Below are 10,045 nucleotides of genomic sequence, written 5' to 3' on the forward strand. Positions count from 1 at the left end.
ATCTGCGCCGGTCTCTGGCCCGGCTGGAACAGGAGCGGCAGCGGCTGCTGGAGGCCCAGCGCCGCGAAAAAAAGCGGGTGGTCGTCCCGGTCACCCTGGACTTCCCCGCGCTGAGCTTTGCAGAAAAAAAGGTGGTGGCGGCACAGTTGATCCGCAGGATCGACGTGTCCGAGGACGGGGCCGAGATCATCTGGAACATTTGACCACGCTTACCACATCAATGTACAACCCTATATACTATAATCCACATGAAAATAAAATAGCGGCAGTTTAGAAGGGCGGCAACCCTTCTAAACCTGCGCAGGTGCTCACTCACCTACACAACGGACTGCGTCCGCACCGCAGGGATAGTATACCCGTTTTTGCTGTCCGGCGCAAGGGAATCTCCCGGGCGCGGCAGGGTTCACATACCCTTCTTCCCTTCCCGTGTAGGCCCACGCCCTGCACGGTATTTTATTTTCTCATCAAATCGGCGGCACCGCCGCCCGAAAGGAAGGAAACGTATGTGTACTCAGAACGCTTTTCCGATTCAAAACGACCCCAAGGTCCGGGAAGTGTGGAACTCCATTGACTGCAGTTTACACCGTTTTTCCGATATCATCTGTGCATTTGTGGACAATTCCCTGTCCAACTTCCGGAAGTACGCCCTGGATCCCCACGACAGCCGCAAGGTGCGGATCGTGCTCCGCGACGATGGATGCTGGGTGAATGTGGACGTGATCGACACCGGCACCGGCATCCGGGACATCCATACCGCCCTTACCCCGGGCTGCTGTGACGGAGCGGAATCCCCCCTGAATGAGCACGGAATGGGGCTCAAGCAGGCTTTGGCCTGTTTCGATTACGGGTGCTACTCCTGGAGCATCCAGACCCGCACCCCGGAAGACAACCAGCTGGACCGGTACCTGCTGGTAGAGGTGCCCCGCAGCCCGAAGAATGCGCCTTTCATGGGGCAGTACCTGGCAGGAGCAGGCAAGCTCATCCACCCCACCGGAACCGCCATCTCCTTCCGCTGCTCCCATCAGCAGTTTGACACCCTGCGTCCGGCGGGGGACCGGGCGAAAAAGAGCTTTTACACTCTGACAGAGCGCCTGGTGGAGGAGCTGGGCTTCATTTACGCCCAAGTGCTCCAGCGCGGAGAGATGACCCTGGAGGTGGACGACGGACTGCGGAACCGCGTGGTACGCTCCCGCTTCCCGCTCTGGGATAAAAACGGGCCCCAGGAGATCCCCGGAGTCACCTGCGATCTGGGCGTGGGCCCGGTGGAGCTGGTGTGCCGCTATGGCCTGCTCCGGAGCCGGAAGGAGCCCTTTCCTCCCTGCCAGGCCCCCACGGAAACCGGCGGTGTGGAGATCCGATGCAACGGACGGATGGTTCAGCAAGTCCCGCTCGGGCAGGTCTGGAATGGCCGGAGCTGTCCCAGGCACAACCGTTTCCTGGTCCAGGTGGATCTCCGGTCTCAGGATTGGAACGCTCTTCCGCCCACCAATTTCAGCAAGACCGGATTCTGGGAAGGCGACTTCCGGCTGGAGGCCCTCTATGCCTGGCTCCGGGCCAATGTGCCCCTGCCCGCCCCGGAGGAGCCGGAGGAGGAGCGGCTGGTGGAGGTGCTGGCCCGCAACAAGGCAGTGGAAGCAGGGGTGATCCGGGTGGCCCGGAAGGAGGACACCTACCGCTCCCTGGACCTGGGGGTCAAGATGGATCTGTTTGTGAGCTATCAGGGCAAATCCGAGGCCTATGAGGCCAAAATGGGCTGCTCCCGGCCGCTGGATGTGTATGTGCTGCGGATGTACTGGGACGGGTGTGCCCTGGACGGGCGGCCACTCACCCAGGGGGTGCTCATCGCCCGGCACCACAGCCGGGAGGCGGCCGCGCTGGTGGAGCAGATGAACTCCATCACCGACCCCACCGGACGGCCCTACCGGTTCTGCCTGACCACCTGGGAGGACGAAGGCATCGACCCCGACGCAGTGTAAAACGCCCCCCGGGAGGCCCAGGCCTCCCGGGGAAGGTTAGGAAAAAAAGAAAGAAGGAGCAGGAATATGGGAACTTTTCTGGGTTACTTTGGAGATAAGACGATCCCGGAGGACAAGCGCGAGGAATTCAATCAGCGGGTCCTTACCATTCTGGACCAGGGCGGGATAATGGATCAGGAGATGATCTGCCTGCTCGGCAGAAGGCTCTGGCTGCTGACCCCTCCCCAGGCGATGCCGGGACTGGACACCATCCTGTTTTGTTACAATTACTTCGAGCATGACACCTGGGAAACCGGGGGCTATAACCCCCTCCTTTGCAGCTTCAGCACCAACAAAGTGGGCTGGCGTCAGTTCAACCGGGTCTGTTCCGCGGTGTATGTGCTCTATGAGTTTTATACGCAGACCTTCGGGATTGCCAATGAGGATGCCCATGTCTTTGACGCCCGGGAAATCATCGGCTGGCTGAATCATCTGTTCGGGAGCGGGTATGACAACAGTCGGATCAGCAACCCCTGGCGCATCTACCAGCTGCTGCCCGACTACCGGCAGGACGACAATCTTCTGACCCTTCCCAACGAAGGCGTGACCATGGACCCCCTGGGGGTGCTGACGTATCTCACCGTCACCCGCCACATCAACGCCGCGGGGTGGCAGCGGGTGATGGAGCTCTCTTCGGACGCGCCCCATACCATTCCGGATTGCATCAGGCGGGCGGAGCAGGCTCTGGCAAAGCTGACCGCAGAGGATAAGGTGCCGGACCTGAACAAGCTGGAGCAGCTGATGAATTCCCTCAAAACCAGGGATTTGGACCTCCTCACGGACGATGCCCAGACATGCTTTGCGGTCATGGCTGTCATGCTCCCTGTGGAAATCGCGGCCAAGCTCCTTGCCGACGCCTTCTCTCAGGATTTTGAGTCCCTGCTGGAGGAACTGCGCCCCTTTGACTGGGACGGGGCTTCCGCCTGGAACTTTGAAGGCCTTCCGCCGTCTAAGCCGGTTGCCCCCGTAGATACCAATGACTTCCTGGGCTGTTCGGACGATGACCGGATCCCGTGGTGGACGCCGGATGGGGACATCCATTTCTCCGACGAGATGAATACCTGGCTGGCCCAGTGCCGGTCTGAGCTGGAGGCCATGGCCCGGGACGGGGCCACGCTGAATCGATCGGAGCTCCCCGCCCTGCTTGTACGGACGCTGGACGACCTTGAAAAGCGAACCCCGGCCGAGTATGCCTTCCGGGAAATGTTTTATGACTTTATGGCCCATGCTGAGTCTCCCATGGTGCAGGCCGCGGTCCGGTTCCTGCACCGGATGTCCGAACAGGGGCAGGAAATCAACGTGCCCCTCCGGCGATATCTGGCGGTCCTGGGCAACCTGCCCCTGCGGGAGAAGGCATTTGGATTCTGATGGCCTAGGTCAGGGGCTGATCTGACCCGGCTTCAATTTTGAGCCGTTGGACGCGGGTGTCTTTTGGAGCTGCTTGCGTGCTCCCTGCGTCTTTCAGAACACCGGAAGCCCTTAATTTTTCAAGGGTTTCATAAGGATGTTTTTTAGATTTTGGATTATGCGGTATGGCATTGTAGGTGCTATACCGCATTTCCTTTCCAAAGAGTGACCTTTGAACGGTCAAATTCTCCGATATGGTTATAGATGATTTCGCTTTCCTGTAACCGCCTGCCGCTGCTCTTATCGGGGGCATGAACAATAATCTTATCAATAAACTCCCGGAGGATTTCAGGCGTCAGTTCGGTCAAGTCCGTGTACTTCTTTACAATGGCAAGAAAGCGTTTTACATCCACGCTTTTCTTTTCTTCCTGTTGGAGCCCACTCTGGATTTCATCTGCTTCGGTCTGCAAGGTATGCTGTTCGTCCTCGTAGCCCTTCGACATTTTCATAAACCGCTCGTCAGAAAGTTTGCCAATGATATTGTCCTCATAGATACGTTGGAAAATGGTATCCAGTTCCCCGATCCGCTTCTGTATCTCCGCCAGCCGCTTTTTCTTCTGCGACAGCTCACGGTTTCGCTGCCGCATATCCTTTTTCCTGATGAAGCGTATGGATCGCCTCATAGACCTTCCTGCGGCGTGTGAGCCTGCTTACCGCCTCCCCTCGAGTTCGTTCAATTTTTTTAAGAAATCGTTCTCCATTTGAAGCCTTCTGTTTTCCGCCTCCAGCTTCCGCAGCTTTGCCGCGGCTTTTTCCTCCTCGCTGTATTCGGAAGGAGGGCGGCGTTTCCCCCGGCAGTCAAGCAACCCGGCTTCTCCCTTCCCTTGATATTTTTTGACCCAGCTATAGATCTGCTGGTAGGTGATTTTGTACTGCTCGCTGGTTCGCCGGTAGTCCAGTTGATGTTCTAAGCAGTATAGTACTGCCTGCAGCTTTTGCTCCTGCGATAATTTTTCTTTCTCGGCCATATCTGTTTCCTCCCGCGCTCTGCGTGTCTTGAACTCTCTATGGCCTTGATTATACAACGTAATCCATTGCTGCAAAACCGCATGGGAGGATATCCCGTATTTGCGGCACATGGCGTCCAGCGACCCTTCTCCGCTTAAATAGTCCTCCACGGCCGCCAGCTTGAGCGACGACGGGTAACTGGTAAAACCCTTTTTCGGATGCAGACCCGCAGGCCCCTCCGTCTGATATTTCCGCAGCCATGCCTGGAAAGTGCTCAATCGTATGCCTAACTCTTCCCGGATCTGTGTGGAACCCTTACGGATCGCTAGGTAGTCCTCCACAGCCTGAATCTTTACCTCCGGCGGTATTTTGCCTTTTAAACTCATGATAATTGCTCCCTCCGCTTCGACAGTTTTGTTTTTCCGCTGTCTACTTTAAAGGGAGCATATCATCTCTCAAAACCGCCGATGGGTATAAATGCAAAATGAGCGCACAAAACTACCTGCCCCAGCAACGGTTTTTTCTTTCCCCGTCAGGCGGGGCAGGATGGTTTCAAATATTCAGTTTAATCTTGCTCCTGTGTGGCTGCCTCTTTCAGCCGTGAAAAGCTCTCATCGCTGATGATGTGTTCAATCCGGCAGGCGTCGGCCTCCGCAGTCTTGGGGTCAACGCCTGCGGCGATAAGCTGCTCGGTAAAAAAGCAATGGCGCTCGTAGATTTTTTCGGCAACCTCGCGGCCCACATCAGTCAGATGAAGAAAGTGATCTTCGTCCATTGTAAGAAAGCCGCCGTCCCGCAAGGTAGCCACCGCATGGCACACGCTTGGCTTTGACACCTCCATGTGCCGGGCCACATCTACGGAGCGTACCATAATGAATCAATGATGCATTGAAGGAGATGATAACGATATGAAACCTGAAATAAAAATGGTCGCTGTCGATGTTGACGGCACTTTTGTCCGGTCTGATTACACCTACGATATACCACGGTTCAAACGCATTTTGTCTCAGATGAATGATTTCGGCTGCCATTTCGTAGTGGCAAGCGGAAATCAGTATTACCAGTTAAGGGATCTGTTCCCTGGATATTATGACGAATTATCCTTTGTGGCGGAAAACGGAGCGTTCGTAAAAGACAGGAAAGAACTGGTGTTTACGGCTAATATTCAGCCCTGGGATCTGGTAAAAGTAATTGCAGAAGTGATGCATTTCAATCCGAACAAAACAGCAGCTTAACATCCCTTATTAAAACAGTACAATTATTTCTCCTTCTTTCAATATTCCAATGCAAAACGACGGTCTGTAAAGTCAGACCGTCGTTTTGCATTTGTATAAGTGTTTCATTCATTGGAACTGTTGGCTATTGCTTCTCCCTGAAGCATTTTACGGTACTCAGAAGGGGAAACACCTTTCTGCTTCTTGAAAATACGGCTGAAATAAAGAGGATTCTCATAACCGACAATAGTGGATATTTCTGTCACATTGTAGTCCGTGGTTTCCAGAAGGCTGACAGCGTTATTGATTCGAATGGCCAGTATGTACTGCATGGGAGATTTCATAGTCATTTGCTTGAAATTCCGTAGGAACCAACTGACACTCATTCCTCTGGACTGAGCATATTCCTCGATACTGATATCTTCGTTGTAATGCTCGTTAAAATACTTCCGGGCATAATCAATTTCTTCCTGCAGGTAAGAACTGACAGTGGGTTTCCGTTCTTCCCAGCTGCGCTGCACCAGCAGGAAAATCTGGCGCAGATACATTTCCAAAAGTTCCTGATATCCGGTCCGGCAGGTTTGCAGCTCATTGATCATTTCCTTGAACAAATAAGCATAGGTAGCAGAGGAACCGGAGTAGATTACATTGCGGTCGAGAGGAATATCATAATGTCTCAGGATGTTTCTAACATCAGAGCCGGTAAAGTGTACCCAATAAACTTCCGGGCGATCCACCGCAAAGTATTCATAATGCTGTTCCTGGCGGGGATGGAAAAGTATCATGTGTCCTGCGGCAACCTCTTTTGGTTCTCCATTAAAATAGAAGACAGTCTTACCGGAAGCCACATACAGTAACTGATAGTCCAAACGGCCTCTGGGACGCCAGGTGGGCAGTCGCTCTTTGGTGCGCAGGCGGTATGTACCGCAGCTGCCCACAATGAGAGGCTTGGATTTGTCCTTGAAAGGCAATCTGGAATTATTCAGGTAACCGGAGTTTATATACATTGTACAATCTTCCTATTCTGTTTTTGTACAATATGCTTGTGAGCATGGATATTGTTCGGAAAACATGGAAAAACAAGGGAAACTGAAAACTACACTTTTCTACATAGTATCATTTTGTGTAGGTTTTGTCCATTCTAGTTTATTCATTTTTTTGCAAATTATTTCTATAATACAGCCAGAAGTTAAAAAACGGCAAAACAAAAAACGGAGGAGAAATCTATGATCATTCCTGCATACTTCGAAGACCTGCATACCCATCATGTAGGCACAACTCCTAACCGCTCCTACTTCATCCCGGCATCTAAGAGAATGGATGATCTTGTGGAGAACCGGGAGAATTCTGACCGGTTCCAGCTGTTAAATGACAACTGGAAGTTCCGGTACTGCGCGTGCATCCACGACTTCGAAGATAAGTTCTACGAAGAAAACTACGATGCATCCGGCTGGGATATGATCCCCGTCCCCAGCGTCTGGCAGAACCACGGTTACGACCAGCACCAGTACACCAACATCCGCTATCCCTTCCCGGCAGACCCTCCCTATGTTCCTTATGAAAATCCCTGCGGTGCTTATCTGTACGATTTTGTCTATGAAGGCAATGCAGATGCCCCCAAGGCCTACCTGAACTTCGAGGGTGTTGACTCCTGCTTCTACGTCTGGCTCAACGGCACCTTCCTGGGCTACAGCGAAGTCTCCCACTCCACCTCCGAGTTTGACATCACCGAGACTGTCAAAGAAGGCAAGAACACTCTGGCGGTTCTGGTCCTGAAGTGGTGTGACGGCAGCTACCTGGAAGATCAGGACAAGTTCCGTACTTCCGGCATCTTCCGGGATGTGTACATCCTGAAGCGTCCTGAAAACTGCATTCGGGACTACTTCACCACCACGCTGCTGGATGAAGAGGAAGCCACCGTCCGCATCCGGTTTGCCTACAACGGTGAGTTCGTCCCCACCAAGGTAAAGCTGCTGAATGCGGCTGATAAGTCTGTCGGAACCGGTGTTGTTAAGGTGTTCGATGGCGGTGCCTACACCCATCAGGCAGTCTTCACGGTGAAGAATCCCACCCTCTGGAATCCCGAAAAGCCTTACCTGTACACCCTGATCCTGGAAACTCCCGACGAAGTCATCACCGACCGCATCGGCTTCCGGGCCATCCACATTGAGAACAACATGGTGTTCCTCAACGGCAGCCCCATCAAGTTCCGGGGTGTCAACCGGCACGACTCCGATCCCGTAACCGGCCCTGTGATCAGCGTCGAGCACATGAAGCGGGATCTGCGGATGATCAAGGAATACAACTTCAATGCAGTTCGCACCAGCCACTATCCCAACGCTCCCATGTTCTACCAGCTCTGCGACCAGTACGGCTTTATGGTCATCGACGAAGCTGACAACGAAAGCCACGGCGCTTCCGCTCTGTACTGTAAGGAGAACGACATCTGGGAGAACCACGTGGAAACCTGGAACGAGCCCTTCGCAGATAACCCCGACTTCCTGGAAGCAACTATGGACCGCACCCAGCGCTGCGTCCAGAGAGATAAGAACCGCCCCTCCGTTATCTGCTGGTCCATGGGTAATGAAAGTTCCTACGGCTGCTGCTTCGAGGCGGCGCTGGCCTGGACCAAGCACTTCGATCCTGCTCGCCTGACCCACTACGAAAGCTCCCAGTACCGCAGCCGCAAGCGCAAGTACGACTTCTCCAACATCGACCTGTACAGCGATATGTACCCCTCCATGGAGCGCCTGCAGCGCTACCTGGACTCCAACCCCGACAAGCCCTTCCTGATGTGTGAATATGCACACGCCATGGGTAACGGCCCCGGCGACCTGGAAGACTACTGGCAGTTCATCCAGGATCACGACATCATGTGCGGCGGCTTCGTCTGGGAGTGGTGTGACCACGCAATCTACGCAGGTGTAGCCGAGAACGGCAAGGCAAAGTATCTGTACGGCGGCGACAGCGGTGAGTGGCCTCACGACGGCAACTTCTGTATCGACGGTCTGGTCTATCCCGACAGAACTCCCGGCACCGGCCTGATGGAATACAAGAATGTTCACCGTCCTGCCCGTGTTGAAGCTTACGATGCCAAGTTTGGCCAGCTGACCGTCCACAACTACATGGACTTTGTCAGCCTGTCCGATTATGCCACCGCAACCTACGAAGTCAGCTGTGACGGTGTGATCGTGGCCAGCGGCAAGATCGAAAAGCTCCCCGCAGTTGCTCCTCACTGCGACGGCACCATCCCCCTGAGCATCGAGATCCCCGAAAAGGGCCGCTGCTACCTGAAGATCTCCTACAAGCTGAAAAATGCCACCGAGATCCTGCCCGAGGGCTTCGACCTGGGCTTCGACGAAGTCAAGCTGGAAAATGCAGATGACCGGAACCAGACTGCCCTGCAGATTTGGAAAACAAAGCCCGTCAGTGAGGAGTCCATCACCACCACCGAAGGCGACCGTTACATCACCATCAGCACCAAGACCTTTACTTACAAGTACGATAAGTTCACCGGTATGTTTGCCAAGATGACCTTCGACGGCAAGGAAGTCCTGGACAAGCCCATGAACTTCAACATCTGGAGAGCACCCACCGATAATGACCGCAAGCTGAAGCTGCACTGGATGGCTGCCTATTACGATCACATGGCTACCCGCCCCTACAGCACCCACTTTGTGGCTACCGAAAACGAAGTTAGAATCCACTCCAATGTATCCATCGCTGCTACCACCATTCAGAAGTTCATCAACATCGAGCTGGATTGGACCGTCAGCGTCACCGGTGCCATCACCGTAGACATCCTGGCAAAGCGGAACCCCGAATTCCCTGAGCTGCCCCGGTTCGGCCTGAGAATGTTCCTGCCTGAGCAGCTGGAAAATGTCACCTACTACGGTCTGGGCCCCATGGAGAACTATGTGGACAAGCGTAACGCCGCATGGCATGGCCTGTTCACCGATACTGTCACCGGTCTGCATGAAGATTACATCCGGCCCCAGGAGAACGGTGCCCACGGCGACTGCGACTACGCAGTTCTGGAAAGCGAAGACCTGCGTATGACCGTTGTCAGCACTGAAGGCTTCAGCTTCAACGCATCCCACTACACTCAGGAAGAGCTGACCAATAAGGGTCACAACTTCGAACTGGAGGAATCCGGCAGCACTGTCCTGTGCCTGGACTATAAGCACAATGGCATCGGCTCCAACAGCTGCGGTCCCGAGCTGATGGAAAAGTACCGCCTGACCGATGAAACCATCGACTTCAGCATCCGTCTCATCCCCGAATCCAAGTAAGAAATGTGGGTGGGGGAAACCCCACCCAAAATGAAACAAACAAAATATATTAAGGAGAATAAGGTTGAAACATTGCGATTTAAGTACCATTCCGAAAAAGAGCGCACAAAACCACGCCCCCTAAAAGTGGGCGAAAAATAAAGTTATGCTTAAAGCCTAAGCAGTAGTT

General features: G+C 53.9%; 8 protein-coding genes and 1 pseudogene. 5 read left to right on the top strand and 4 right to left on the bottom strand.

Annotation, left to right across the window (positions count from 1 at the left end; all coding sequences use genetic code 11):
* The 3 genes from H6B51_RS14730 to H6B51_RS14740 form a co-directional block, all read left to right on the top strand.
* Positions 1-203, top strand: a 203-nt coding sequence (locus H6B51_RS14730; RefSeq protein WP_204884408.1) for a hypothetical protein, incomplete at its 5' end; no start/stop codon positions are given.
* Positions 204-503: 300 nt separating this feature from the next.
* Complete coding sequence (locus tag H6B51_RS14735) at positions 504-1,976, top strand: ATP-binding protein (RefSeq protein WP_204884409.1); 1,473 nt, start codon at positions 504-506, stop codon at positions 1,974-1,976.
* Between the two features lie 66 nt (positions 1,977-2,042).
* Positions 2,043-3,383, top strand: a complete 1,341-nt coding sequence (locus H6B51_RS14740) for a hypothetical protein (RefSeq protein ID WP_204884410.1) — start codon at positions 2,043-2,045, stop codon at positions 3,381-3,383.
* 179 nt (positions 3,384-3,562) lie between these two features.
* Here the strand turns inward: H6B51_RS14740 and H6B51_RS14745 are convergent, their stop codons facing one another.
* The 3 genes and pseudogenes from H6B51_RS14745 to H6B51_RS14755 all read right to left on the bottom strand — a co-directional run.
* Positions 3,563-4,009, bottom strand: coding sequence for a DUF4368 domain-containing protein (locus H6B51_RS14745; RefSeq protein WP_243421339.1), 447 nt, complete (start codon positions 4,007-4,009; stop codon positions 3,563-3,565).
* Between the two features lie 63 nt (positions 4,010-4,072).
* Positions 4,073-4,756, bottom strand: a complete 684-nt coding sequence (locus tag H6B51_RS14750) for a helix-turn-helix domain-containing protein (RefSeq protein ID WP_204884412.1) — start codon at positions 4,754-4,756, stop codon at positions 4,073-4,075.
* A gap of 179 nt (positions 4,757-4,935) precedes the next feature.
* Positions 4,936-5,241, bottom strand: a pseudogene (locus H6B51_RS14755) (metal-dependent transcriptional regulator); the annotation flags it as partial.
* Between the two features lie 37 nt (positions 5,242-5,278).
* Between H6B51_RS14755 and H6B51_RS14760 the strand changes: the two are divergent.
* Complete coding sequence (locus H6B51_RS14760) at positions 5,279-5,605, top strand: HAD hydrolase family protein (protein ID WP_243421340.1); 327 nt, start codon at positions 5,279-5,281, stop codon at positions 5,603-5,605.
* A gap of 104 nt (positions 5,606-5,709) precedes the next feature.
* Here H6B51_RS14760 and H6B51_RS14765 read toward each other — a convergent pair whose 3' ends face one another.
* Positions 5,710-6,591 carry a helix-turn-helix transcriptional regulator gene (locus H6B51_RS14765; protein WP_204884413.1) on the bottom strand — a complete coding sequence of 294 codons (882 nt, stop codon included), beginning with the start codon at positions 6,589-6,591 and terminating at the stop codon, positions 5,710-5,712.
* Between the two features lie 219 nt (positions 6,592-6,810).
* Here H6B51_RS14765 and H6B51_RS14770 point away from each other — a divergent pair, with 219 nt between their 5' ends.
* Positions 6,811-9,876: a glycoside hydrolase family 2 TIM barrel-domain containing protein gene (locus H6B51_RS14770; protein ID WP_204884414.1), complete on the top strand. Its 3,066-nt coding sequence runs from the start codon at positions 6,811-6,813 to the stop codon at positions 9,874-9,876.
* Positions 9,877-10,045 lie beyond the last annotated feature (169 nt).

It is taken from the genome of Pseudoflavonifractor phocaeensis (assembly GCF_016901955.1).
Lineage (GTDB): Bacteria > Bacillota > Clostridia > Oscillospirales > Oscillospiraceae > Flavonifractor > Flavonifractor phocaeensis_A.